At 70.3% G+C, this 24,267-nt stretch carries 24 protein-coding genes; 8 read left to right on the top strand and 16 right to left on the bottom strand.

Translation table 11 applies throughout. From position 1 onward, the window contains the following. Window positions 1–228: 228 nt before the first annotated feature. From AABM36_RS04195 to AABM36_RS04185, 3 genes are all read right to left on the bottom strand, one after another. The gene (locus AABM36_RS04195; protein ID WP_406925393.1) at window positions 229–1,152 is read right to left on the bottom strand and encodes a nucleotidyl transferase AbiEii/AbiGii toxin family protein; all 924 of its coding nucleotides are present in this window, start codon (window positions 1,150–1,152) and stop codon (window positions 229–231) included. After that, a complete protein-coding gene (locus AABM36_RS04190) occupies window positions 1,149–1,883 on the bottom strand; it encodes a type IV toxin-antitoxin system AbiEi family antitoxin domain-containing protein (RefSeq protein WP_423447484.1) in 735 nt (244 codons plus the stop codon). The genes AABM36_RS04195 and AABM36_RS04190 overlap by 4 nt, the downstream gene beginning before the upstream one ends. A 217-nt stretch (window positions 1,884–2,100) precedes the next feature. Next, the gene (locus AABM36_RS04185) at window positions 2,101–4,035 is read right to left on the bottom strand and encodes a primary-amine oxidase (RefSeq protein WP_423447482.1); all 1,935 of its coding nucleotides are present in this window, start codon (window positions 4,033–4,035) and stop codon (window positions 2,101–2,103) included. Between the two features lie 212 nt (window positions 4,036–4,247). On the opposite strand from AABM36_RS04185, the gene AABM36_RS04180 reads away from it, so the two are divergent. Next, window positions 4,248–4,877, top strand: coding sequence for a TetR/AcrR family transcriptional regulator (locus AABM36_RS04180; protein WP_423447480.1), 630 nt, complete (start codon window positions 4,248–4,250; stop codon window positions 4,875–4,877). A gap of 9 nt (window positions 4,878–4,886) precedes the next feature. Next, window positions 4,887–5,843: a hypothetical protein gene (locus AABM36_RS04175; RefSeq protein ID WP_406925397.1), complete on the top strand. Its 957-nt coding sequence runs from the start codon at window positions 4,887–4,889 to the stop codon at window positions 5,841–5,843. A 135-nt stretch (window positions 5,844–5,978) separates the two neighbouring features. Here the strand turns inward: AABM36_RS04175 and AABM36_RS04170 are convergent, their stop codons facing one another. The 4 genes from AABM36_RS04170 to AABM36_RS04155 form a co-directional block, all read right to left on the bottom strand. Further along, window positions 5,979–7,133, bottom strand: a complete 1,155-nt coding sequence (locus tag AABM36_RS04170; protein WP_423447478.1) for a glycine betaine ABC transporter substrate-binding protein — start codon at window positions 7,131–7,133, stop codon at window positions 5,979–5,981. Beyond that, window positions 7,130–7,843 (bottom strand): ABC transporter permease, encoded by a 714-nt coding sequence (locus AABM36_RS04165; RefSeq protein ID WP_406925408.1) that lies wholly within the window; start codon window positions 7,841–7,843, stop codon window positions 7,130–7,132. The genes AABM36_RS04170 and AABM36_RS04165 overlap by 4 nt, the downstream gene beginning before the upstream one ends. Window positions 7,844–7,923: 80 nt before the next feature. After that, window positions 7,924–9,393: an ATP-binding cassette domain-containing protein gene (locus tag AABM36_RS04160; protein WP_423447476.1), complete on the bottom strand. Its 1,470-nt coding sequence runs from the start codon at window positions 9,391–9,393 to the stop codon at window positions 7,924–7,926. Beyond that, window positions 9,386–10,027 carry an ABC transporter permease gene (locus AABM36_RS04155; protein ID WP_406925400.1) on the bottom strand — a complete coding sequence of 214 codons (642 nt, stop codon included), beginning with the start codon at window positions 10,025–10,027 and terminating at the stop codon, window positions 9,386–9,388. Before AABM36_RS04155 ends, AABM36_RS04160 begins: the two co-directional genes overlap by 8 nt. Before the next feature lie 354 nt (window positions 10,028–10,381). Between AABM36_RS04155 and AABM36_RS04150 the strand changes: the two genes are divergently transcribed. After that, window positions 10,382–10,936, top strand: coding sequence for a type 1 glutamine amidotransferase domain-containing protein (locus AABM36_RS04150; protein ID WP_406925401.1), 555 nt, complete (start codon window positions 10,382–10,384; stop codon window positions 10,934–10,936). Between the two features lie 76 nt (window positions 10,937–11,012). Here AABM36_RS04150 and AABM36_RS04145 read toward each other — a convergent pair whose 3' ends face one another. From AABM36_RS04145 to AABM36_RS04105, 9 genes are all read right to left on the bottom strand, one after another. Then, on the bottom strand, window positions 11,013–12,107 hold the full coding sequence (locus AABM36_RS04145; protein ID WP_423447473.1) for a pyridoxal-phosphate-dependent aminotransferase family protein: 1,095 nt from the start codon (window positions 12,105–12,107) through the stop codon (window positions 11,013–11,015). A 266-nt stretch (window positions 12,108–12,373) separates the two neighbouring features. Further along, on the bottom strand, window positions 12,374–13,567 hold the full coding sequence (locus AABM36_RS04140; RefSeq protein WP_406925403.1) for a type II toxin-antitoxin system HipA family toxin: 1,194 nt from the start codon (window positions 13,565–13,567) through the stop codon (window positions 12,374–12,376). Continuing rightward, entirely contained in the window at window positions 13,564–13,761 is a 198-nt protein-coding gene (locus AABM36_RS04135) for a helix-turn-helix transcriptional regulator (protein ID WP_019310632.1), read from the bottom strand. Before AABM36_RS04135 ends, AABM36_RS04140 begins: the two co-directional genes overlap by 4 nt. A 129-nt stretch (window positions 13,762–13,890) precedes the next feature. Then, the gene (locus AABM36_RS04130; RefSeq protein ID WP_423447471.1) at window positions 13,891–15,114 is read right to left on the bottom strand and encodes an MFS transporter; all 1,224 of its coding nucleotides are present in this window, start codon (window positions 15,112–15,114) and stop codon (window positions 13,891–13,893) included. Between the two features lie 984 nt (window positions 15,115–16,098). Further along, window positions 16,099–16,470: a hypothetical protein gene (locus tag AABM36_RS04125; protein ID WP_423447469.1), complete on the bottom strand. Its 372-nt coding sequence runs from the start codon at window positions 16,468–16,470 to the stop codon at window positions 16,099–16,101. A gap of 308 nt (window positions 16,471–16,778) precedes the next feature. Then, the gene (locus AABM36_RS04120) at window positions 16,779–17,243 is read right to left on the bottom strand and encodes an SRPBCC domain-containing protein (RefSeq protein WP_039100965.1); all 465 of its coding nucleotides are present in this window, start codon (window positions 17,241–17,243) and stop codon (window positions 16,779–16,781) included. 66 nt (window positions 17,244–17,309) lie between these two features. Beyond that, on the bottom strand, window positions 17,310–18,281 hold the full coding sequence (locus tag AABM36_RS04115) for a glycosyltransferase (RefSeq protein ID WP_423447466.1): 972 nt from the start codon (window positions 18,279–18,281) through the stop codon (window positions 17,310–17,312). After that, on the bottom strand, window positions 18,278–19,612 hold the full coding sequence (locus tag AABM36_RS04110) for a PIG-L family deacetylase (protein WP_423447464.1): 1,335 nt from the start codon (window positions 19,610–19,612) through the stop codon (window positions 18,278–18,280). Before AABM36_RS04110 ends, AABM36_RS04115 begins: the two co-directional genes overlap by 4 nt. Beyond that, window positions 19,609–20,796 (bottom strand): acyl-CoA dehydrogenase family protein, encoded by a 1,188-nt coding sequence (locus AABM36_RS04105; RefSeq protein ID WP_423447462.1) that lies wholly within the window; start codon window positions 20,794–20,796, stop codon window positions 19,609–19,611. Before AABM36_RS04105 ends, AABM36_RS04110 begins: the two co-directional genes overlap by 4 nt. A 97-nt stretch (window positions 20,797–20,893) precedes the next feature. Here AABM36_RS04105 and AABM36_RS04100 point away from each other — a divergent pair, with 97 nt between their 5' ends. From AABM36_RS04100 to mobA, 5 genes are all read left to right on the top strand, one after another. Next, window positions 20,894–21,262, top strand: a complete 369-nt coding sequence (locus AABM36_RS04100; protein ID WP_423447460.1) for a GntR family transcriptional regulator — start codon at window positions 20,894–20,896, stop codon at window positions 21,260–21,262. Then, on the top strand, window positions 21,259–22,233 hold the full coding sequence (locus AABM36_RS04095) for an ABC transporter ATP-binding protein (RefSeq protein WP_423447458.1): 975 nt from the start codon (window positions 21,259–21,261) through the stop codon (window positions 22,231–22,233). Before AABM36_RS04100 ends, AABM36_RS04095 begins: the two co-directional genes overlap by 4 nt. Next, window positions 22,230–23,045 carry an ABC transporter permease subunit gene (locus tag AABM36_RS04090; protein ID WP_423447456.1) on the top strand — a complete coding sequence of 272 codons (816 nt, stop codon included), beginning with the start codon at window positions 22,230–22,232 and terminating at the stop codon, window positions 23,043–23,045. The genes AABM36_RS04095 and AABM36_RS04090 overlap by 4 nt, the downstream gene beginning before the upstream one ends. Before the next feature lie 158 nt (window positions 23,046–23,203). Next, window positions 23,204–23,635 (top strand): hypothetical protein, encoded by a 432-nt coding sequence (locus tag AABM36_RS04085; protein ID WP_423447454.1) that lies wholly within the window; start codon window positions 23,204–23,206, stop codon window positions 23,633–23,635. A gap of 4 nt (window positions 23,636–23,639) precedes the next feature. Further along, window positions 23,640–24,248, top strand: a complete 609-nt coding sequence (mobA, locus tag AABM36_RS04080) for a molybdenum cofactor guanylyltransferase (protein WP_423447452.1) — start codon at window positions 23,640–23,642, stop codon at window positions 24,246–24,248. Window positions 24,249–24,267 lie beyond the last annotated feature (19 nt).

Genomic DNA, 24,267 nt, shown 5'->3' with positions numbered 1-24,267 from the left:
TCGATGCCCGGGCTCTGCCATGCCGACATGACACGCTTGCCCGACCACGCGGCGCCCTTCCGCTGCGGCCATGGCAACCAACCGCCGGCCCTTCCCACCGGCTTTTTCACGGTGGACATCGAGGTCTTGCAGTCCTTCACATGGACCTACGCGTCCCCCGAAATCGACCCGGTGGCGGGGCGGCTCCCACACCGAGCGCGTCTGCTCCTCCGGTTCCGCCGGCGAGACTCACTCCCTTTCCCAGGCAAGACTCTCCGGGGACCACAAACTGCCCTCGGCAGAGCCATCAAGCACCGGATCGAGGAACGCGGTGGTGAGCTCAACGGCGGCATCGAACGTGAGGAAATCACCGCACGCTGGAACACGCCTCGCTACGGGCGGATACAGGCGGTCCCACGATTTCGGTGGTGCGAAGAACGGTGCTCCGGAGAGGCCCCGGTGTTCCCATTCGGCCGCAATGGCTTGTGAGAGTTCAATGCCGTTGACGTGCTGGGTCCGTGCGAGCACTACCAGGTCGACCAGATCTCGCACTCGGGTCGAAGACTGGTCTCCGGCGGAGCCGTACATGCTCTGCGTAGCGCAAACCTTGTCGGCAATGTGGTCGACCACGGGGTAAAGACTGACACGGGCTGGCGGCACGGCGGGAATGAGACCTGGACGGGTACAGACCTCTGGCGAGGCAGTCATCAGGGAACCTGTCACCACATCCACGCTGAAACTGTGGCGCCGCGTCACACCGCAGTAGGCGTCGAGCGACACCTTGCAGCCGGCGATGCCCGGTTGCAGCACACCCCCGGACGCTGCGCGGACCCCGGTCACGGCGAATCGGAAATGGTCACCCAGATCAATGGCGACTGCCGCCCGCAGCGCCGCTACGGCATCCTCAGGGTCAGCCAATTCCGCCAGGAGGTCGACGTCCTTGGTCGTGCGCGCATCATGCACCCGAACGAGCACGGCATTGCCTCCTTTGAGCACCCACCTCGCAGAGCGCGAAATGAACACCCGGGCGAGAAAACGATCGACGACGAACCGTCTGATGACGGCCTCAACCGGAGCCCCAGAGGTCATGGACTCCGTCTTGGCATGGGCTCTTACTGCAGCCCAGAGTGCATTGCCATCCCGATAGGGAAACCCCTCCGTCATTTCGTTCATTGCGAGATGCCGGTCGAGTCAGCGCCCGGGGGCAACGAATACCTATTGATATCGCTCATTGCAGGTGCAGCGCTCGAGAGCAGCGTCCTCTCGAAGTTCAGACCTGCTCCGTCGAGCAGGTATCCGAGCAGTGCGGCCCCGCTCGTCTGACCGTTCCTCCGCGCCAGCGGCTCCAGCGCCACCTCTAGCTCGTGAGGCGTGGCGAGATCCCTCCTCACCGCCTCGCCGACGATGTCGGCAACATGGGAGGGGTCGTGCCCGTCGCGCAGGAGGTCTGCGACGGTTCGAGCTGGTGTGGTCACCGGCAGACCACTGACAAGGGTCACGTCATCGGCGGCGAGCGCTGCGCGATGCAGTCGGATACCCCGCCTGCTCTGCTTCCTGCCGGGAACCGAGAGTTCCGGCTCGTCATCCAGGAGATCCCCCATCCCGTGCAGTGCCGCCGCCGAGGTGTGCGACAGCACCCCGGAGGCAATGAGATTGGTCAGCCGTTCTTCGGCGAATCGCCCGGGATCGAGCGACAGCCACGCGACTCGCATCGGAGTCCTTTCATCCACCGCCGCCGGGATGCCGTAGATGCCTCTGTCGAGCCGCTCGATGACACCGGCGGCTGCAAGACGTCCCAGGTGCAGCCGACTGATGCCCTCGCTCGCTGCCTGCGCGGTGGTGAGCAACCCCCATTGTCGTGCCGCCAGCTGCGACACCTGCGACACCACCTCAAGGAGCTTCATACCTGCAATTGTATCTGTCCAGAGATACAAGTGAAGCACTTTTGACCACTCAGGCTGCCCCGGTCACCCAATTCGCGTTGTTCCCACGACGACGCCGTGCCCCGCCCCACACAGGTCGGCACGGCGTCGTCGTCGTCCGGACGCGGACGAGGCGCCCACCCCGTGGAGGGTGGGCGCCTCGCTCATGCACTGCCGACGTGCGCCGGCGGGCGTGGAGCTACGACTCGCAGCAGGATGCCTGCTCCTGCTCGCCCTCGCAGCAGTGCCCCTTCTTCGGGGCCGGAACGTCCAGCACCGGGGAGCGGTCGAAGAAGCCCTCGGGGCGCAGCTTGAATCCCACGGTGTCCACGGGCATGATCGGCCAGTCCTCCACGCGCGGGAAGTGCGTCAGCCCGAAGGTGTGCCACACCACGATGTCCGTGCCGTCCACGGATCGGTCCTTGGTGGTCCACTCGGGCAGGCCACCGTGACCCGCGTGCTGGTTGGGGAAGTCGCCGGTGGGGTACCTCTCGGACTCCTCGTACGGGGTGACCCACAGGGCCTTGGTGGCGAACGTGGCCCGGCGGTGGATCGACGAGTCCTCGGAGGCGAGCATGGTGGGCAGCCCCTCCGGGTGCAGCTTGTAGCCCACGGGGTGGCCCAACCGGTTGGTGTGCTCGGTGCTGGAGACCACCCACGTGCGCGCCCGGGACATGTCCGCGTCCCGCATGGCGGCCTTCTCCGTCTCCAGCACGGTGCGCCTGCGGGTGAACGCGTTGCCGCGGGAGTTGTCGTCGGAGACGGGCACGCGCACCGCGTCCTCCTCCTCCACGCGGCACGGACCGCCGTCGAGCGCGAAGTCCAGGCGGGCCGAGAACAGGTGCTGGTGGAACGGCGCGCCCAGCCCCGGGGCGATCTCCGAGGCGAAGTCCGAGGAGCCGTTGGGCAGGGCGGAGGTGAAGACCACGCCGGTGGCCTTGGCCTCGAACTCGATGGTGCCGTCCAGGTAGAGGTACCAGTAGAAGCCGTAGTCGTAGTTGCCCACGGTGGTGAAGAAGGAGATCACCAGGCGGCGGTTGCGGCGGGTGTAGGCCACCCCGCTCCACAGGTCCGTGTGCTTGGAGAGGATGGACCAGTCCTCCTCGTGCATGCAGATGCCGTTGGTGATCTCCCGCGGCTCGCCGCGTCCGGTGACGACCACCGGGGACAGGTAGGTGATCTCACCCAGGCAGTCGCAGCCGAGCTCCAGGGAGTTGGCCCACTGCCCCACCAGGTACTCGCCGGTGTCGAAGTAGTTCTGCCAGGACCGCACCGGGGAGGGGTCCCCGTAGGGCACCATCATCTCCGCGATGGCCGCGCGGTCCAGGATGCGACGCTTCTCGCCCTGGTCCTCGAACGCGATGTTGTGCAGCACGAGCCCCTCGCGCATGTCGAAGCCCACGTCCAGGCTCCACTTCTCCCACTCCACGTGGTTGCCGCCGGTCACGGTGAAGGAGGGCCCCTCCGGCTGGGTGATCTCGATCGGCTTCTGTGTGGTGCGCGTGGGCCCGGTGAGCTCGGGATCCGTGTAGTTGCCGTGCTCCTGCGGCACCGGGACCACCTCCAGGTCCAGCACCTGGTCCACCGCCTGGTTGGTCACGTCCACGTAGGCCACGAGCCCGTCGATCGGGTGCGCCCACGCCGAGTCCTCCTCGTGCTCCTGCAGGAACGCCAGACCACGCAGCATGCGCCGCCCCTTCTCCTCCGGGTACTCGAACACCCCGGCGGACAGCGGCGCCACGCGCACCTTCTCCACGGGCAGGTTGCGCTTCTCCAGCGCAGCCAGCCAGCGCTCGTCCGTGGAGAGGATCTGCTCCACCATCTCGAACTCCTCCTCGAGCACCGGCAGCTCCCCGGTCTCGGAGGTGTCCAGCTCGGTCACGCTCTCCACGCGGCGCGCCGTCGCGGAGACGACGACGTCCTTGGCGGGTCCCCCGGCGACGCCGAGCAGGAACACGCGGAACCTGCGGTCCGCCGGCGCGTCCACGGGCGTGCCCCGTGCGGGTTCGACGAGGCCCAGGTACGCCATGCGCGCCGTCTCGGGGAAGTGCCCGGCGTCCTCCAGGACCTGGCGCACCACCCGGATCTCCTCGGGACTCTGGAGGGCGTACGGGCTGGTGGTCTCGTGCGACATGGTGGATCCTCTCGTGGTGCCGGCACCGCGGCGGGCCGTGACCCGCGGAATGTGGCCCGGATCACTTTTTGTTCTACGCTTGTAGAGATTAGGGCGACCCCCGCCGCGTGACAACCCCCTGGCCACCGACGACGCCGCCCGGACACCGTCTCCACGGCCCCGGAGGCCCCGCCCCGCGACCCAGACGCCCCCGACCCCCAGGAGGTTCGCAGATGCCCCGAGTGGTGGACCACACCGCCCGCCAGCAGGAGATCGTGCGCGCCGTGTGGCGCGTGCTCGCCCGGGACGGCTCCTCGGGGATGACCATGCGCCAGGTGGCCGCGGAGGCCGGGTACGCGAACGGCGCCCTCAAGCCGTACTTCGCATCCAAGGCGGATCTCATCGAGGCCACCTACACCCACGTGTTCGAGCGCACCAACGAGCGCGTGACCCGTGCGGTGGTGGGACGCTCCGGCCTGGCCGCCCTGGAGATGTTCTGCCGCGAGGTCATGCCCCTGGACGCGGACCGGCTGGACGAAGCCCGCGTGGTCATGACCTTCTGGCAGGAGGCCACCCACGACCCCGTGCGGGCGGAGCACAACCGGCGGTTCATGGCGCAGTGGCGCGGGTCCGTCACCGGGTGGCTGACCGAGGCACGGGACGCCGGGGAGCTCTCGGAGGACGTGGACCTCGTTCAGTGGGGAGACACCCTGCTGACCTTCCTGCTGGGCACCCAGGTCACCGCCGCACTCGGCCTGCCGATCGCCTCCCCCGACCTCCTGGAGGCCCAGCTGCAGGGGGTCCTCGCTCCCGTGCTCGCGCGTGGCCCAGAGCACGCCGGCGCGCCGTCCCCGCTCGCGTAACCTGCTGGGATGCGTTCCCCTCGCCCGCTTCCCGCGCGCCCCGACGACCACGACGACGGCCCTCCCGCCGGCAGCCGCTACCAGCGCCTCGACAGCGCCGCCGTCCGCGGTTCCGCGGCCACCCTGCAGCGCCGGATCTACGCCCGCTTCCCCCGCCGCAGCCTGTGGGAGGTGGGCGGTGAGCTGATCGCCCTGGTGGACGAGGTGGTCGAGGGAGGCGGCATCAGCCGGCGCCGGATCCGCTCGGCCCGGCTGCTCTCCCGGCTGGGCGTATTGGTGGTGCTGCTGGTCTTCGGCACGGCCATAGCCCTGGCCGCCGCGAGCATCTGGTCCAACCCCGACGCCCTGGGCCCCGTGGACTGGCTGCCCCTGCTGGAGACCGTGGTCAACGACCTCGTCTTCGCGGGCATCGCCATCTTCTTCCTGCTGGCGGTGCCCCAGCGCATGGAGCGCGCCCGGGTGCTGCGGGTGCTGCACCGGCTGCGCTCGCTCGCGCACGTGATCGACATGCACCAGCTCGTCAAGGTCCCCGAGCGCCTGCCGACCGCCCGTCCGGAGGCCGGGGGCACGACGTCGCCCGCGCACCCCCGCGGCCCAGGTGCCGGTTCCGCGCGGGCTGGCGGAGCGGCGTCGTCGGAGACGGCGGCGGGTGACGCGCACGGCCGCGGCGCGGGTCCGAGCGGTGACGACGTTCCGCCGGTGGCTGCGGACGGGCCCGGCGCGGCGGCGTCGGCGACCACGGATGAGCGCGGCGGAGAGCTGCGGATGTCCCGCGCCGAGATGACGCAGTACCTGGACTACTGCACCGAAATGCTCTCCCTGGTGGGCAAGACCGCGGCGCTGTTCGCGGAGGACACCACGGACGGGGACGTGCTGGATGCGGTGGAGGGCATCGAGACGCTGACCTCGGACATGGCGCGGAAGGTGTGGCAGAAGATCGCGATCATCCAGGAGCAGGCGGGCTGATCGCCCGGGATGCGGCCCGCCCCACGCAGGAACGGGGGACGGGCAGCTCGCTCCTGCGGCACGGCAGTCCGGCGGGCGGGCCCGCGTGGCGCCGGGCGGAGCGGCACGCCGTCGGCGACGCGCACCCCGGCAGGATCAGGACGCCGGGGTGATGAGCCCCTGCTCCACCATCCAGTCGTAGGCCACGTCCCCCGGCTCCTCGCCGCCCTGGTCCACGCGGGCGTTGAGCTCGCGCATGGTCTCGTCCGTGAGCAGCGGGGAGAGCTGCGCGAACACGTCCTCCAGCTCCGGGTACTGCTCCAGGGTCTCGGTGCTGAACACCGGCGCGGCGTTGTAGGCGGGGAAGAACCCGCGGTCGTCCTCCAGCAGCGTGAGGTCCAGGGTGTCGATGCGCCCGTCCGTGGTGAACGCCTCGCCGAAGTTGCAGTCCCCGGCGTCCGTGGCGGTGTAGACGGCGCCGGTGTCGTAGACCCCGATGTTCTCGTCCGGCACCCCGTCCGCCGCGCCGCGGTCCAGCCCGTACGCCTCCAGCATGGGGTTCAGCCCGTCCGGGCGTGAGTTGAACTCCGCCTCCACGCAGAACGTCCGCTCGCTCACAGGCAGCTCGGCCACGTCCGAGAACGTCTTGATGTCACCCAGCTCCGCCACGGCCTCGCTGCGCACCGCGAACCGGTAGGTGTTGTTCAGCGGGGCCGGTTCCGCCCACGTGAGACCGTTCTCCAGGTCCGCGTCCCGCACCGCCTCGTACTGCTTCTGCTGGTCCGCGATCCCCTTCTCGTGGTTGAGGTAGGTGATCCACGCGGTGCCCGTGTACTCGTAGGTCATGTCCGCCTCCCCGGAGAGCATGACCTCACGGGTGGGCTGGCTGCCCGGGATGTTGGTGAGGTCCGTGACCTCGAACCCGGCGGCCTGCGCGGCGAGCACGGCCATCTTGCCCAGGATGAGCTGCTCCGTGAAGTTCTTGCCCGCCACCGTGAGGTGCGCGTCCTCCGGCAGCCCCTCGATCGGCTGGATGGTGCCCGGCCCGGCCGCGGGCACGTAGGACGAGGCCGGCTGCAGTCCGCAGCCCGCCAGCAGGAGAACCCCGGCCACGGCGGCCACACCCGAGGCGGCACGTCGCCCCCGGCGGCGCGAGCGGTGCCGCCCACCGGGGGACGCGGGGGACCCGGTGGCCGCGATGTCCCGGTGCGCGGCGTCGCCGCCGTCCGGGGCGGGAGCAGCCGGGTCCGACGACGCCGCGTCGCCCGGCCACCCGCGGCCGTGGACTTCCGATGCCTGCGTCATGGTCACAGTCCCTTCGGTCGGGCCACGTGCTCGACCACACGGCCGAGCCAGTCGACGACGATGGCCAGCAGCGCGACCAGCAGCGATCCCACCACGAGGACCTTGGTCAGGTTGAGGTTCACGCCGGTGGTGATGAGGATGCCCAGCCCGCCGCCGTTGATGAACGTGGCCAGTGTGGCCGTGCCGACCAGCAGCACGAGGGCCGTGCGGATCCCGGCGAGCATGACGGGAACAGCCAGGGGAAGCTCCACGCGGAACAGCACCGCGGCTGCGCTCATGCCCATGCCCCGCCCGGCCTCCACGAGCCGCTGGTCCACCTGCTGCAGCCCCACCATGGTGTTGCGCAGCACCGGGAGCACGGCGTAGGCCACCAGGGCGATGACGGCCGCGGTGAAGCCGAAGCCCACGATGAAGGCCAGCAGCACGATCAGACCGATCGCGGGCGCGGCCTGCCCGATGTTCGCGACCACCATGACCGGCCCGGAGAGCCGCCGGAACGGGCGCCGGGTCAGCAGGATCCCCAGCGGGATGGCGATCACCAGCACGATGGCCGCCGCCACGACCGTGAGCTGCAGGTGCTCCACGGTGTAGTTCCACAGGTTCGTCGGTGCCAGGGTGGTCCGCTCGGTCTCGCTCAGATCCCCGAAAGCAAGGTAGGACCACAGACCCGCGATCGCCAGGAGCACCACGACCAGCTGGATCCACAGCGAGCGCATGCTTCCGCTCGTGAGGGTCTCGGCCGCTGCCTGGGTGGCGTCGGGGGCCTGGGTGGCCTCGGTGGCCTGGGTCGTGGCGCTCATGCCCGCCCGCCCCGCCCCTCGGGACCGGCACCCTGCTCGGGCCCTGCGGGGCCTCCGCGCGCCGGGTCTCCGTGCGCCGGGTCTCCGTGCGCCGGGTCTCCGAGGCCGGGGGACGGCGCGGCGTCGACCGCGGGGTCCGCGTCGCCGCTCCCGGTGCTCGCCTGACCCTCCCCGGCGAGAGCTGTGACGTCCTCGGAGGGTGCTTCGCCCGGTGCCGCGGCGTGGGACCCGGACGCCGCGGGTTCGGTGGTCGAGGCGGTGAACTGCGCCGTGTTCGCCCCCTCGGGGCTCTCGGAGTCCTCCCGGGCCGCGGACTGGGACGCGGAGATGGCGTCCATGATGGTGGCGATGGAGACCAGACCCACCAGGCGTCCCCTGCGGTCCACCACGAGCGCACTGCCCGTGCTGCCCATGAGCATCGCATCCAGGGCGTCGTGGAGGGTGGACTGCGCCGTCACCAGGGGGAGGTTGGGATCCGCCGCCGCGGGGAAGGACCGCAGCCGTTCGACCTGCCGGCGGGACAACCACTGCACGGGCCGCCCGGAGGAGTCCGTGAGCACCACGTTCTCCTCACCCGCGGCCACCATGGCCGCCAGCACGTCAGCGGGTGCGGTGTCCGCCGCTGCCACGTGCGCGTCCGCGAGCTGCACCTCCCCCACCCTGCTCAGGGTGAGCTGCTTGAGGCCCGCGCCGGAGCCGATGAAGCTCTCCACGAAGTCGTCCGCGGGATTGGCCAGGATGCGCTCCGGGGAGTCGTACTGCACGAGCCGCGCCCCCTCGTCGAACACGGCGATCCAGTCCCCGAGCTTCACGGCCTCGTCGAAGTCGTGGGTCACGCACACGATGGTCTTCTGCAGCTCGGCCTGGATGTTGAGCAGCTCGTTCTGCAGCCGCTGACGGGTGATGGGATCCACGGCACCGAAGGGCTCGTCCATGAGCAGCACGGGCGGGTCCGCCGCGAGCGCCCGGGCCACTCCCACACGCTGCTGCTGGCCGCCGGAGAGCTCCTTGGGGTAGCGGTCCCGGTAGGTGTCCGGGTCCAGGGAGACCAGTTCGAGCAGCTCGTCCACGCGGCGCGCGATGCGCTTCCTGTCCCACTTCAGCATCTTGGGGACCAGGGCGATGTTCGCCCCCACCGTCATGTGCGGGAACAGCCCACCGGCCTGGATGACGTAGCCGATGTTGCGGCGCAGCTTGTCACCGTCCATGCCCGTGACGTCGTCCCCGTTGATCACGATGCTGCCGCTCGAGGGTTCGATGAGCCTGTTGATCATCTTCAGCGTGGTGGTCTTGCCGCACCCGGAGGGGCCCACGAACATGACCACGCTGCCGGCCGGGATCTCCAGGGTGAGGCCGCCCACCGCAGGCTTCTTCTGGCCCGGGTACCGCTTGGTGACCTGCTGCAGGAGGATGGCGGCACCGCTCACGGACTGCTCGCCGGTTGCTGCTGCTGACTGTTCAGACACGGATACCTCGCGGAGTGGTGAGTCGACCGATGAGCACGAGCACCAGGTCGAGGATGACGGCCAGGACGATCACACCCACCACGCCCACGACGACCGACTCGAAGGCATTGGCACCTCCCAGCCGGGACAGGCCCGAGAAGATGAATCCGCCCAGTCCCGGGCCGAGGGTGTAGGCGGCCACGGCGGCGATGCCCATGACCATCTGTGCGGAGACCCGGATGCCCGCCATGATCACCGGCCAGGCCATGGGGATCTCCACGGTGAGCAGGGTGCGCAGCCGGCTCATCCCGATCCCGCGCGCGGATTCGCGCACGGCCCCGGGGATTCCGCTGAGCCCCACCACGGCGTTGCGCAGGATGGGCAGGGTGGCGAAGAAGGTCACCACGATCACCGCCGGGGTGACACCGAAGCCGAACGGTGCGATGAGCAGCCCGATGAGCGCGAAGGACGGGATGGTGAGCCCCACGGCGGAGACCCCGTTGGCGATCCCCGAGGCCGTGGAGCTGCGGTAGACCAGCGCGGCGATGACCACCGCCAGCACCGTGGCCAGCACGAGGCACTGGACCACCAGGCTGAAGTGCTGCCAGGACGCGAAGAGGATCTCCTCGCGTCTCTGGGTGATGAAGTCCCACATGGGTGTACCGGCTCCTCGGATCGGCGCGGAACCGGCGTTCGACACAGCGGGCCGTGGCGCCGCCGTGGGCCCGCTGGCTCGTTGCCGGCAGGAGCCGTCTCTCGCTCTTCGATCGTAGGTGCATTCGCGTCCTTCGGTACCGCGCCGCGCCGCACGTCGGTGCCCGGGTCCACACCCGCCGCAGGGCCTCCGAGGTTCTGCGGGCCGTCGCACCCGCGCGCCGTCCGTAGCAGGTAGCGCCGGGCGGCGTCGTGCGCGTGCCGCTGTCAGCGGAACCTGCCACCGTGATCTTGCAGGCTTCGGGAGCGCAGTGCCAGAGTAGGAGTCATCACCCGATAGAAAGGACCCTTAGCAATGTCTGACCTGTCCGGAAAGAAGATCCTCCTCCTCGTGAACAACCAGGGCGTGGAGCAGGACGAGCTGAAGGTGCCCGCGGACAAGCTGCGCGCGGCCGGTGCCGAGGTCACGGTGGCCGCCCCCGAGTCCGGCGAGGTGAAGTCGCTGGTGGGCGACTGGGACCTGGGCGAGACCTTCCCCGTGGACGCGACCATCTCCTCCGTGGACGATGCCGCGTACGACCTCCTGCTGCTGCCCGGCGGCACCCTGAGCGCGGACTCCCTGCGCCTGGACGAGGACGCCCAGAAGATCGCCAAGGCCTTCGCCTCCTCCGGCCGCCCGGTGGCCTCCATCTGCCACGGCCCGTGGCTGCTCGTGGAGACCGGCCTGGTGGACGGCAAGACCCTGACCTCCTACCAGTCGGTCAAGACGGACATCGTCAACGCCGGCGGCAGCTGGGTGGACGAGCAGGTGAAGGTGTGCCCCGCCAACGGCTGGACGCTGATCACCTCCCGCAACCCCGGTGACCTGGACGCGTTCGTGGGCGCCATCGCGGACCAGCTCACCGCCTGATCCGCGCCCCTTCACACCGCACGACGACGGCGGGCCCCACCGAAGAGGTGGGGCCCGCCGTTCGCGTGAGCTCGCGTCAGCGGCCCAGCACGTTCTTCAGCGCCCCGAGGATCAGGGTCACGGACTCCATCGACGCGTTCGGGCCCATGAGGCCGATGCGCCACACGGTGCTCGCGTACTCCTTCACGCCGGGGCCGATCTCGATGTTGTAGGTCTCCAGCAGTTCCTTGCGGACCGCGGCGGAGTCCACGCCCTCCGGGACCTTGACCGTGGTCAGCTCCGGCAGGCGGTGGCCCTCGCGGGCGAAGAGTTCCAGACCCATCTCCTGCAGCCCGTCCTGCAGCGCACGGCCTGCAGCCTCGTGACGCTCGCGGACGGCGTCGAGCCCCTCCGCCAGCACGCGGCGCAGACCGGCCTCCAGGGAGGCGACCATCGCAACCGGCGCGGTGTGGTGGTAGGTGCGGGTGGCTCCGGAGGCCTCCCCCACGTAGCCGCCCAGCATCCCGAGGTCCAGGTACCACGAGCGGGGCTTCTCCACGCGGCGCTCCCACGCCCGGTCCGAGACCGTGAACGGCGCCAGGCCGGGGGCCACGCCCAGGCACTTCTGGGTGCCGGCGTAGCCGATGTCGATGCCCCACTCGTCCGCCTTGAGCTCGATCCCGCCGATGGAGGTCACGGCGTCCACGAGCAGCAGGGCATCCCCCTTGAGGGCGCCGAGGGCGGCGATGTCCGAGCGGACACCCGTGGAGGTCTCCGCGTGCACCGCCGCGATGATCTTCGGGGACGGGTGCGCCGCGGCCACCTTCTCGGGGTCCACGGGCTCACCGAACGGGAAGTCCACGCGGGTCACCTCGGCACCGCAGCGGGCGGCGACGTCGCACATGCGCTCCCCGAACAGGCCGTTGACCGCGATCACCACGGGATCCCCCGGATTCACGAAGTTCACGAACGCCGCCTCCATGCCCGCGGAGCCCGTGGCGGACAGCGGCAGGGTGCGGCGGTTCTCGGTGCCCCACACCGTCCGCAGCCCGTCGCACGCGCTGTCCATGACCGCGAGAAACTGCGGGTCCAGGTGGCCGAGCAGCGGGCGCGCGAGCGCCTCGGTGGCCTCCGGGTACGGGTTGGTGGGGCCGGGGCCGAACAGGTGCCGGACGGTCATGATCTCGCTCATGGGAGGGTCTCCTGACTGCGCCGGCCGCGCTCGCGTCCTCACGAGGCGGTGCCCTCCGGAGCACCGGCGGACGGCGGCGCGCTGTGGTGTGCGGGGCCGTCTCCAGGGTAGAGCCAGATCACAGCCCGCGCGATTCCCGGCCGCTTCCCGCCCGGCCCCCCCTCGCTCGCCCTTCTGCGTGCGAACCGCTTCACCCCGGCGGTTTCGTGCCACCCCTCTGGTTGCCCTTGCGTGCCTTGCCTTTCCGCCCGACGACGCCGCGGGGCTCAGCCGGCCAGCTCGGCCCGCCGCTGGCGCAGCTCCCGTTCCGCGAATCGCAGCGGGGACCCGTGGAACGGCAGCGCCTCGAGGTCAATGGTGCTCGCGGCTTTCAGCGCCAGCGCGTTCGCCGAGTCCGCCGCGCGCTCCGGCAGCCCGATGGCACGGGCGAAGGCTGCCCAGTGACTCGCCCGAAGGTTCTTGACCCGCCCGTCCACCGGCAGCGCCTGGGTCCTGTCCTCGTAGAGGAGCGTGCAGGGCACGTCGTAGACGGGGGCCACCTCGAACCGTCCGCCGGTGCCCGCGAGCACGGAGACGTTCTTCGCGTGGAGATCGCCGTTGCCGGTCAGCCAGGAGAACACGAACTGCAGGTAGAGGTTTCTGGTGGCCACCAGGGGAGCCGCCGTCGTGCCCGCGAGCGCGCGCACCACCTCCTCCGAGGTGATGGTGTACTTCGCCGCCGGAGCCAGCCCCATGACCTGGCACGCGTCCTCCGCGGCAATGCGGGACCAGCTGCCGTCGCGGAATGTCCGGTCGAACCGCTCCACCATCAGCCCGGCAACGCCATGACGGTCCACCACGGTCTGCGCCGGGGCCACCGGGATCCTGAGGTGCCTCGCGGCGGCGAGGTGCAGTGCCTCGTTGGCGACGAGATGGGGGTGGTCCGGGGGATCCAGTTTGAGGATGTAGCGCTTCTCCGCCGCGGCCACGGGGGCGGTGAGCATCGACGCGCTGGCCTTCTCCTGGACCCCCGGCAGGGCGTGGAGGTCCAGAGCGGTGGCGAGTTGTGAGAAGTCGACGTCCTGCAGGTGAGCCGTGTCGACCAGCGGGTCGGGCTCGGCCGGAGGGGTTCCTGCGGGAACCACCTGGACGTCCCCCGGGGCATCAGCCCCCACGGCCATGAGCAGGGAGAGCTCATCATCCGGACTCGTCTTGATCGCGTTGCGCAGGACGGTCAGACGGTGACCCTCCGGCAGCAGACCCGCGAAGAACGCGGGCACCCCGCCCGAGGCCGTAGCGACGGGCGCCTCCTGGACGGGCAGCGTCGTCGCCACCGGAGGGCCTCCCAGCTGCCGGTACTGCTCGTCGTAGGTGAACACGGTGCTCGCAGCGTCACCCCGTTCCAGTCGTGCCGCCAGCCGCCCGGCCTTGTAGACGTCCGCCGCGGCGACCGAGCGCAGGCGCTGCACATCCGCCGTCATGCCACGCTCACCCGCAGACCGAGCACCCCGGCGGTGGCGACGAGGGCGGCCACCGTGGGGTTGCCCCGTCCCGTCTCGATGGCGCGCACCGTCCTCTCGGAGACGCCCGAGAGGTCCGCGAGGTCTTTCTGGGTGAGACCCGCCTCCCGGCGTGCCCGTCGGATGGCCTCGCCCGGTTCCACGATCCCCTGCATCAGTCTCTCCCTCCGGCAAGAAATTGCCGATATCGGTTCATAAAACCTCATTGTGCCGCCAAACCCCGAGAACCGGCAAGATGTTGCCTTTCTGGGCTCCGCGGAGTCGTCAATCTCATCCAAGGCGGATTATCGGCAGGATGCTGCCGCTCTGGGCAAGAAAGTCACCGCCAGCAGCACGGCCGCGACGATGAGCCCCAGGATGCACAGCACCGCGCCGTTCCACCCCGCGGCGGTGAAGGGGACACCCACTGCGTAGCCGAGCACCGACGATCCCCCGTAGTAGAACAGCGTGTACAGCGAGGACGCCTGCGCCCGGCCCTCCGTGGCGAGGGCGGGGACCCACCCGTTGGCCACGGAGTGCGTCGCGAAGAACCCGGCCGTGAACACGAGCAGCCCCGCCACGATCACCGGCAGCCACGGCACGGCGGTGAGCAGCAGCCCGCCGAGCATCACCAGGGCGGAGCCGAGCAGCACGGGCTTCCGGCCGAACCGCCCCGCGAGGCCCCCGGCCCGGGCGGAGGACCACGTGCCGGAGAGGTAGGCCAGGAACAGCACCGAGATCACGCTCTGGGGCACGTTGTACGGGGCCTCGCCCAGGTGGAATCCGAGGTAGTTGTAGACGGCCACGAACCCGCCCATGAGCAGGAAGCCCTGCAGGTAGAGGGTCAGCAGGCGGGGGTCCTTGAGGTGGATCCACAGGTGATCGAGCAGCCCGTGCTCGCCCGTGATCTTGACAGGCTGGGCCGTGAAACCGCGCTGCCGGGGGGCGAGCAGGATGAAGACGACGGCGGCGGCCGCCGCGATCAGGGCAACCACCGACGTACCCACGCGCCAGCCGAAGAAATCCGCGAGGGGTGCGGCCACGATCCTGCCGGAGAGCCCGCCGAGACTCGTTCCGGAGATGTAGGTGCCCGCCGCCACTGCTCCGTGGCGCGAGCTGACCTCCTCCGCGAGGTAGGCCATGGCCACCGCCGGGATGCCTCCCAAGGCCACACCCTCCGCGAAGCGGAGGGTCACGAGGGACTCGAACGTGGGCATGAGCCCCACAAGCACACCGAGCACGCTGGCTGCGCTCACCGCGGCGACCATCGTGCGACGTCGCCCCCACCGGTCGGAGACCAGGGACCAGGGGATCACACCCACCGCCAGGCCCATAGTGGCGGCAGAGACGGCGAGTGCTGACTGGGCGGCGTCCACGTGGAGGTCCTCGGCGAGGATGGGGAGCACGCCCTGCACGGAGTACAGCTGCGCGAACGTGGCCACCCCCGCGCACAGCAGGGCCACGAGGATGCGGCGGTAGCCGGAGCTGCCCCTGTCGTAGCCCTCCCACGGGCTGCGTGACGATGCCATAGCCGCAGATTCCCTCTCGTTCGGCCGGTGCCCCCGGGTTCGTCGATCCGCCGCATTACAGAGAGCGGTCGGGGCTCGCGGGCATGGACCGGTCCAGGCTACGCCGGTGGCACCGGTCGGCCAGTATGGTGCGTACCTGACTCGCCACGAGCCTCAGGCCAGCACAAATAGCAGCGCCAGCGGCAGCAGCATCCCGGCCCGCGGTCGTTGATAAACCCCAGAACCAGCCATAGACGGGACACACGATGACGCCCACCTGTGGCTACCGGCGGAGAAATCAGAAGTAACTTTATTTTCACGCGCAAAACTTTGCCAATTAGGAAATACACGTCTTGTCGGCCAGATCACCGCACCCGATCCAGCGACGACCGCGCAGCACGCGCAGCCGATTCTCAAACCGTTCATCCTCGTCGGTTCAATTATTACCCATAGTGCCGCCAACGATATCGCTAGTATTTACAGGCGCTTGAGTTTTTGAAAAGTAATGAACGAATCCTGTTCAGTTTTTTCGATGTCGATACAAATGTACGCCCAATGGCGTCATTCCCACTACCAGGAGAATTGTCAAGGACACCTGGAATGCGCCGGGTTCGAGGACGTTCCATATCAGTATCACAAGCAGGAGAAACACCCCGTAGCAAAACATGGCAACATAAAACGGTCGATTTCCGGGACTTTCTTTCACTTCAGGATCCCTCCACCTAAAATCGGTCCGGCGGGATCAGGATGCCCATCACGACCCCGGCGACTCCGATTACCACGAAGCCCACTCCCGCCATCGCCACACCAACAGGCTTCGATTGTCCTGCCAAGAATTTACCAAGTCTCCCGAACATACTTTTCTGGCCTTCAGCTATGCTAGAGGCAATAGCTTTTCGATTGCAAACAATTGCCATGCCAGAGATTATCGCGAACACACCGATGAAAATTACAGGTACCGTCATATCGCCTCCAAATATGGTTCACGATTCGACCAGGACAGGATCATCGCTTTCGACCAGCACCCAATGCGAACATGAGGCACGCCAACAGATAAACCCCGTAGAACGTGTAGACGGAGACCTCGTGGACTGCCCCCTCCGTTCTCCACGGCACATCCCCGTCGAAGACAAGAGAAACACCCACGCATGCCAGGAAGCCCGCCACAAATCCCAGCACCAGGAAGACCGCCAGCCTCTTGAACTGAGCCCCGGACAACCACCTGTTTTTTGGCAAGCCCACCACCTCGTTTCTGACTCTTCCTTTGACACCCCGCTCTTTAGCGGCACGTCGAAAGGTCCTCTGGGCTTGCCGCTCGTCACTGGTGACAAACGCAGGGGCAGTTTCAGCAAACAGTTCGAGCATCCGTGCGCTCATAGTGGGAGGCCACACTGATCTGAGGGTAGCCCCATGGGAACCACTCAGATGTTGTTAGACACGATCTGCATCACCAAGTGTCTTGCGTGGAGCCGGGGCGCAGTGTCCGGACCTGTCACCAGGGTGCGCCCGATGAATCCCGGGCGGCCCTTGTGGGGGCACCACCAGCAGTGTCGTCGTCCGGAGTCCAATCTGGGGCCCCACACCGGGCCGGGGACGGGCCCTGGAACACAGAACGCCCGCATCCTCCCTCAGGAAGAAGCGGGCGAACGTGCTTAGTTACAGGGGACGAGAACCCCGCAGCGGGATCAGGAACCCGAGACGGACGCGGCGAGCTTGTCCAGGGACTCCTCCAGGACGTTCTGGTCGAAGACCGGGAAGCTGACCTTCTTCTCCACCTTGGGGTTGGCGTGCTCCCACGAGTAGGTGAGGGTCACGGTGGTGGAGTCCGAGCCCTCGGGCTGCAGCTCGTACATCCACTCCCAGCCGTTGTCCTCCACGGAAGTGCCCTCCGGGCAGGGCTTCCACGCGATGAGCTTGTTGGGATCCAGCCCGGTGACGTGGTTCTCCATCTTGTAGTCCCCGCCCATCATCTCGGCGTTCATGTTCATCACGAACACGTCGCCGACCTTCTGGATGCGCTGGTCCGTGCCGGAGATGACGGTTCCGGAGGCGTCCAGGCCGGGGTGCTTGGCGGGCAGGGTCAAGACCTCGAAGATCTCCTCCGCCGGGGCGTCGATGACACGGCTGACAGTGATGCTCTTCTCGCTCACGAGATACCTCCTGTGTGGTGACGTGATCTGTTCCCTCACACGGTAGTCAGGACCGGGGGTGGGGGTTCAAGCGTTTTTGCGGTGGGCGAAGAACTCCGGGCCGTTCGGGCGGCCCGCGGGTTCGGGCCGCTGTGGCTGCGCGGACCCCGGCCACGGCGCCTCCTCCGGCCCTCCGGCCAGCTGCGCGAGGCCCAGCAGGTGGTGGGCGAACCCGAGCTCGGCGCGCCCCTCGAACCGCGCGGAGGTGATCGCCCGGATCCGGTCCGTGGCCTCGATGCGCGCTCCCGTCCGGTTCAGCGCGGCGACGAGCGCCTCGTCCTCGCTGCACTCCAGCGCGGGGAACCCGCCCGCATGCTCGTAGCTGCGCGCTCGCAACCCCATGTTCGCGGCGTGGATGTGCGGGTGCCCCTCCGCGAGCGTGTGCTCCCGCTGCCACAGGCGGTACACAGCCACCGGGCACTCCGCGGGGTCCGGCTCCACGGTGCCGAGCACCGCATCCACCCCGTGCGCCGCGCGCTCCAGCTGGTAGGCGACCCAGTTCTCGGGCACCGCGGTGTCCGCGTCCGTGGACGCGATCCATTCCGGCCGGCGGTTCGCCAGCGCCCACGACGCCGCCGCGGCCCGGGCTCCCCCCGCGCTGCGCCACGACCCCGTGACCACCTCCAGCTGTGCGGTTTCCGCGGGCAGTCCCGACGCCGCCCACGCGGTCCTCGCGCGGTCCACCGTGCGGTCGGTGCACGAGTCCGCGGCGAGCACCACGGTCACGCGGAGCGGCTCGGGCAGGTCTGGTCCATCGGGTCCACCGGGGGACGACAGCTCGGAGTCGACCGGCGACACGGCGGCGTCGTCCCCCGGCGGCGCGGACTCCGACCCCGCGGGCACGGCAGGGGCCGCCCCGGGGGCCGTCTGCGACGGCGCCCCCATCACGCGAGCCGTGGTGCAGGCCGCCGCAATCGCCGCCGCCACGGACGCGATGCACCGCCCCACCCGCTCCTCCTCGTTGCAGGCCGGAACCACCACCGCGACTCGCCGGATCATCCCTGCTCCCGCGGCACGGGTTCGAAGATCTCCAGCTCGAAGTCCCGTTCCCGGTGGCTCACCACGCGTCGAAGGTCCGGGCGGCGGCGCGCCTCGCGGTGCACATCCGCGCCGTCCAGGGGCCAGTCCTGGATGGGGTGGCGCCAGTGGCACAGCACCAGGTGCCCCTCCGGGTCCAGGGCAGTGGCGCAGCGCTCCAGCAGCTCGTCCCACTGCTCGGGGGAGCAGAAGTAGCCCATCTCGCTCACCACGATCAGGTCTCTGGGAGCCCACTCCTCCCGCCAGCCCGCGGGCAGCACGGCGTGGACGAGGTCGACGTTCGCGGCGCCGTCCTCCGCGAGCCGGGCGCGGGCGGCACGCAGGGCGACGTCGCTCGCGTCCACCGCGGTCACGGCACCCGCCCGCTGGGCAAGCTCCGCCGTGAGTGCGCCCGTGGAGCAGCCGATGTCGAGGACGCGCTCGTAGTGCCGCCGGGGCAGGCTCGCGAGCAGCACCTCGCGCTTGCGCCGCTCGTACCAGGAGGTGTCCACGTCCCAGGGGTCCGCGGCGTCGGAGTGCACGCGGTCGAACACCGCGGACTGGTCCGGGGCGGCCAGTACGAAGAGCTCGGCGGCGCGGTCGAAGTGGGCCAGCACGTGCGCCCCCAGCAGCACCTCGTCACCGGGCCGGTCCGAGAGCGGACGCACCTGCGTGACGTGGTGGGCCAGGGCGTCGCGCTTGGCCGCGCGGTCCTCCTCCGAGAGCGGCACCCGCACCAGACCGCGCGGCAGGCGGGTGGGTGAACCCCAATGCCAGTACCACACGGGGTACTGCGCGCAGCGCACACCCCGCGCACCGGCGGCGCGGGCCACCGTGCGGGCGAGCACCTCGTGGTCGGTGTGCCCGTCCCGCTCCCAGGTGACGACCGCGAGCGGGCTCTCCCCCTGGCCCGCCCAGTCGAGGTGCTCGGCCACGGGGGCCTCCAGCTGCTCCTCGGTGAGGCCCCCGTCCGTGAGGGACAGGTACACGGGTGGCGCATTCTGCCCGGTCAGGGTCCGCACCGCGGCGGCCAGCTCCTCGTGGCGCAGCCGCGCGAGCTCGTCCGGCGTGAACGTGGGGGAGTCCGGGTGGGAGTTCTCCCCCAGGGTCGCCACGACCACCCGCACCTCGGTGCCCTGCCGGGCGAGCCGGTGCACGGTGCCGCCCGCACCGAGGGTCTCGTCGTCCGGGTGCGCGGCGAACACGACGGCGCGGTCCACGCCCGCAAGCTCCAGCTCCGGGGCGCGGTGCAGGGCGCCGCAGCGGGCCCAGTCCTCCTCCAGGGTGCCCGGATCCCGGTGGTCGAAGCTCACCACGGGGTGTCCTCCTCCCCCAGCTCGAGGAGGGCGCGCCCGAGCGCGGCGGTGTCCCGCTCGGCGTGGTCCTGGCGGATGTAGACCTGCAGTGACTCCATGCGGCGGATGTGCGCCGGGTCCCCGGTGAGCGGGCCGGGGCCCGTGGCGCGGGAGACCACGCGGATGACCGTCTCGGCGGCGTCGGCCACGGTGCGGCGCACGCGCAGGGCCCAGGCGGCACCGCGGTCCCCGGCGGCGTCGCCCGCGTCCACGGCCGCGGCGGCCTGCTCCAGCACGGCGCGAGCCGCCCCGAGCGTGAGGTCCAGCTGCCCGAGGGCGGTGTGGGCGGCGTCGTCCACGGGGCGGCGGGGGTGGCGCAGCTGCCGCCACAGCAGGTCCGCAACCGACTGCGCGCCGCCCAGCCAGATGGCGGCCACACCCATGCCACCCCACGCGAAACCGGGGCGGGTGAGGTACCACTCGTCCGCGCCGAGCGGCTCGGCGGGGACGGCCTCGAACGTGACGGGCACGGTCACGACCTCCGCGAGCCCGTGCGAGGTCCACTGCGTCACGGGTGCCGGGCGAAAGCCGGGGTGGTCGGTGGCCACGACGAACGCGCGGCGGTGCCCGGTCGGCTCGCCGTGCTCGTCGGTCACGTGGGCGGTGACGACCGCGCGGGTCACGGAGTCCGCGAGCGAGCACCACGGTTTGGTGCCGGTGAGGGTCCAGGTGGGGACCGGCTGGTCGCCCGCACCGGGTGACGGCGTGCGGGCAGTTCCCCCGCTCCCGTCCGGCTCCGACGTCGACGCCGCGCCGCCCCGGTTCTCGGCGAACCTCAGGCCCGGCGCGCGGTCCGGACCGGGCGGCGTCGTCGTCGGCGGCGTGGCGAGCAGGGGATCCCCCGGGCCCTCGGCGGCCCACACGGCCCAGGTGTCGTGGTCGGTGACGAGGTCCTCGCGGCCGGCCTGGCGGAGGATCGCGAGGGCGTCCAGGTGGGGCTCGATGATGCGCGCGTACGCCAGGTCGGTGCGCCCGAGGCTGCTCAGCGAGCGCCACAGCTCGGCCGTGCACCCCTCCCCCGGGGCGGGCAGCTGCGGCCCGAGCTCGCGGGCCCGCTCCAGGGCGTGGGCCACGAAGTCCCGCACCGCGTGCGGATCGGGAACGGCGGCGGGCGGAAACGGAAGTTCTGCAGGCGCGGACACGACCATCAGCCTACGTGCAGTGACGGGCGCTCCCGCCGCACCCCGCCGGGGGTGGGGCGGGCCCTACGATGAGGGCAGACGACGGAAAGGCACACCCATGTTCACGGTCGACCCCCACTCCACCACCCCGGTGTACGAGCAGCTCGTGGAGTGCGTGCTGCGGGACGTCTCCGCAGGGGAGCTCGTGGTGGGTGACCGCATCCCGCCCGTGCGCACCCTCGCGGCGGACCTCGGGCTCGCGGCGGGGACCGTGGCCAAGGCGTACCGGGAGATGGAGACCCGCGGGATCATCGAGACCCACGGCCGCAAGGGCACGTTCATCGCGCAGAGCCGTGACGACCGGGAGTCCAGTGCGGCACGGGCGGCCGCCGCCTACCTGGACGTGGTCGCGGGTCAGCTGCACTACTCGCCCGAGGAGAGCGTGGCGCTGGTGCAGCGAGCGCTGGACAGGCGCGCGGCCCGGTGACCGCCCGGCCGGCCACCCTGGGCCCGACCCCCATGGAGGAGGACCCCGTGGATCCCGTGATCCAGACCCGCGCCCTGCACAAGCGCTTCGGCGATGTCCATGCTCTGCGTGGCATCGACCTCACCGTGGAGCGCGGCACCGTCCACGGCCTGATCGGGCCCAACGGGGCCGGGAAGTCCACGATGCTCCGCGTGCTCGTGGACATCATCCGCCCCACTGCAGGTTCGGTCTCGGTGCTGGGCGTGGCACCGCGCAGGGCCGCTCCCGGGCTGCGGCGCCGCATCGGCTATTTGCCGGGCGAGGTCAGGTTCACCGAGCGCAGCACCGGTCTCTCCGTGCTGGAGCACTTCGCCCGCATCAGCGGCCCGGTGGCCCCCGGCACCGTGGAGGAGCTGGCGCAACGGCTGGGACTGGACCTCCACCGCCCGGTGCGCACCCTGTCCAAGGGCAACCGGCAGAAGCTCGGACTGGTCCAGGCCTTCATGCACCGCCCGGAGCTGCTGATCCTGGACGAACCCACGAGCGGGCTCGATCCCCTCATGCAGCGCGAGTTCCTGAGCATGGTCCGCGAAGCGCGGGACAACGGCCAGACGGTGCTGCTCAGTTCCCACATCCTCGGCGAGATCCAGCACACCGCTGACGCCGCCTCCATCCTGGCCCACGGCACGGTGGTGGCCGAGGGGGACATCGCCTCGCTGCGCCTGGCCGGGGCCTCCCGGGTGCACGCCGTGCTCTCCGGATCCGCACCGCACACCGTGCGTGCCGCCCTCGAGGGGCTTCCCGGGCTGAGCGAGCTCACCGTCCGGGGTACGGACGCGGCGGCGGTCCAGGTGACGGGGCTGCTGCGTGGAGAGCCGGACGCGCTGCTCAAGGCGCTGGCCCAGCACACCGTCCACGAGCTCACCCTGGAGGCCCCCGACCTCGAGGAATCCGTTCTGGAACTCTACGAGAGCACGGTGACACCGTCATGACCACCCCCGTGCCTCACGCCACTCCGTGCCCCGTCCTGCGCCGGCAGCTGCACGGCGGACTGCGAGGGCTGCTCTGCTGGTGCCTCGGGTTGACCGCGGTGCTGTGCCTCTACCTCCCCCTCTACCCGAGCATCCAGACCCCCGGGTTCAGCGAGATGGTCGCGGCCATGCCGCCCACGCTCACCGAGACCCTGGGCTTTGACCAGATCGCCACGGGAGCGGGATACACCCAGGCCACCTACTTCGGCCTGCTCGGCCTGCTCATCGCCACACTGGCCAGCGTCTCCTGGGGTGCCCAGCTGATCGCGGGCGCCGAGGAGTCCGGCCGCCTGGAGCTGAGCCTGACCCACGCCGTGGGGCGCGGCCAGTACGCGCTGGAGAGTCTGGGCACCCTGGTGCTGCGGGTGCTGGTGCTGTGCGCACTGACCCTGGCGGTCGTCCTCACACTCAACGGCCCCGGGGAGCTCTCCCTCACGCCCGGCCACGTGCTCACCACCACGGCAGCCTGGGGAGCGCTGTGCCTCGCGTGCGGGGTCACCGCCCTGTCCGCCGGGGCCGCCAGTGGCCGCCGCGGTCTCGCGGTGGGCACGGGAGCGGCGGTGGGCATCGCGTCCTACGCGTTCGACGCGGTGGCCCGGAGCAAGGACTCGCTGGACTGGCTCTCCGCGGTTTCGCCCTACCACTGGGCCTTCGGCTCGGACCCGCTGAGCACGGGAGAGGGCTGGGCGGGGATCGGTCTGCTTCTCGTCTACTCCGCGGTGGCCTACCTCCTCGGCCACCTCGCTTTCACCCGCCGGGATCTCCACGCCTGATCCGCCCCGCAGTCCGCCCGCCGCTGATTGATTACGCTCGACGACGCCGCACCCCCGGTGGCGGGGCACCTCACCCCGCCACCCACCGCCCTGACCACCCGCTGGGCGGGTCTGCCATCACACGGTCCTCCCACGTGCCGCGCCTAGACTGGTGCCCCATGAAGTCCTTCGTAGCTCCCGCCCTGCTCGTGATCACCGCCGTCCTCCAGGCCATGGGGGTCTACCCCTACATCCAGGACGGCATCACGCTCGCCGGGCAGCTGCTCTTCCCCATCCTCTTCGGGCTCACGGCCATGTACCTCTCCCGCAAGGGCCGCCCCGGGGTCTTCGGCACCGCGCACATGGTCGTGCTGATCCTGTCCGTGGTCCTGCTGGTGCTGTCCCTGGTGGGCATGAGCCAGCAGCTGCCGTACTTCTACCCCACGATGATCATCTACTACATCGCCTTCGTGCTGCTCGTGGTGGAGTGCGGGCTGCGGATCGCCGGGCTGCCCAAGAAGGAGCGCCCCAAGGATCCCGAGCTCGACGAGGACCTCGAAGACCTCGAGGACACGGAGGAGGCAGAGGACGCCGACGAGCCTGCCCGCTGATCCCGTGACCGCCCGCGGCGCCGCCCACCGGGGCCTCCGCTTCGACACCGTGGTCGTGGCCGGTGGCCGCTCCTCGCGGCTCGGGGGAACCCCCAAGGCGCTGCTCCCCGTGGCGGGCTCCACCCTGCTGACCCGCACCGTGGACGCGGTGCTGCCGTTCGGGACCGTGGTGGTCGTGGGCCCGGAGGACCTCCCGCTGCCGTCTCACGTGCTGCGCACCCGCGAGGAACCTGCGTCCTCGGGACCGGCCGCCGCGGTGGCCGCCGGCGTCGTCGCTCTGGCGACCATTCCCGAGCGACTCCCCTGGACCGCCGTGCTCGCGTGCGACATGCCGGACGTGCACCGCGCGCTGGTGGAGCTGCGTTCGGCGGCGGAGCGGGCGGCGTCGGACGTGGCAGGGCTGATCGCGGTGACCGGTGAGGGGCGCCGGGAGAACCTGGTGGTCCTGGCCCGCACGGACGCGCTCCCCCGCGCCCTGGAGGCCGCGCCCACCGAGAACGCGTCCCTGCGCTCCGTGTGGCGGCGACTGGGTCCGCAGGAGGTCACCGTGCCCGCCGGAAGCACCTCGGACGTGGATACGTGGGAAGATGTTCACAGGCTCGACTCGTACTGAATCAGCACGCTGAGGAGAC

Source organism: Kocuria sp. KSNUG (assembly GCF_049532735.1).
GTDB lineage: Bacteria > Actinomycetota > Actinomycetes > Actinomycetales > Micrococcaceae > Kocuria > Kocuria rhizophila.
Note: the sequence above shows the minus strand (reverse complement) of the source record. Positions and strands in the feature narration are given on the sequence as shown.